This window comes from Nostoc sp. UCD121 (assembly GCF_014222285.1).
In the GTDB taxonomy this organism is placed as follows: domain Bacteria; phylum Cyanobacteriota; class Cyanobacteriia; order Cyanobacteriales; family Nostocaceae; genus Nostoc.
The window spans coordinates 1-601 of record NZ_JACKZS010000520.1 but is presented as its reverse complement, the minus strand read 5'-3'; the positions used below and the strand labels follow the sequence as shown (position 1 = coordinate 601).

Genomic DNA, 601 nt, shown 5'->3' with positions numbered 1-601 from the left:
ATCTAGGACGCCAACCGCCGCGCCATCTAGGACGCCAACCGCCGCCCCACCTACGGAAGTTACCTCCACCTAAAAGCTCCTGTTGCTCTATGGATAGCTCGACAAGCAAATCGGATTGGATGGATTGAGATGACATAATTGTTTGCCTCAATTTTGTACAGTGCAGAAGAATGGCTAGTGCCTTGATTGGTACAGAAAAAGCTGTAGTGTCAAACTATTTTGATCTGCAATAAGCGGAGTTTACCTATCTTTAACAAGGGGCTTAAGCCCCTTGTTTGCTTATAAGAGACTGCTCAAATTCTTTCTCGAAATTGAATTTATCTTGAGAGAATTATATGAGCTTTTCTTTCCCCCATTAATTGCAAAGTTTAGGACAACCTTGGGATTTTGCGGAGACTCACAATACCACTAATAAAGAATCGTTTACGACGGGGGGATGTTCCTCCACCACCGAAAGAAGGCTCTTCACCACCCTCTCCTTCATCACCTAATTCTTCATCACCTGAGTCTCCTTCATCGCCAACTTGTCCGCCAGCTAGAAACTGTTGTTGCTCTGTAGATAAGTCCACAAGCAAATCAGACATAGTAATTTGATTTGACA

Annotated in this window: 1 protein-coding gene; it reads right to left on the bottom strand. The window is 43.8% G+C overall.

Going from position 1 to position 601, the window contains the following annotated elements; all coding sequences use genetic code 11:
* Nucleotides 1-368 precede the first annotated feature (368 nt).
* The coding region (locus GNF10_RS37295) for a hypothetical protein (RefSeq protein WP_221644720.1) at nucleotides 369-601 on the bottom strand (233 nt) is incomplete at its 5' end.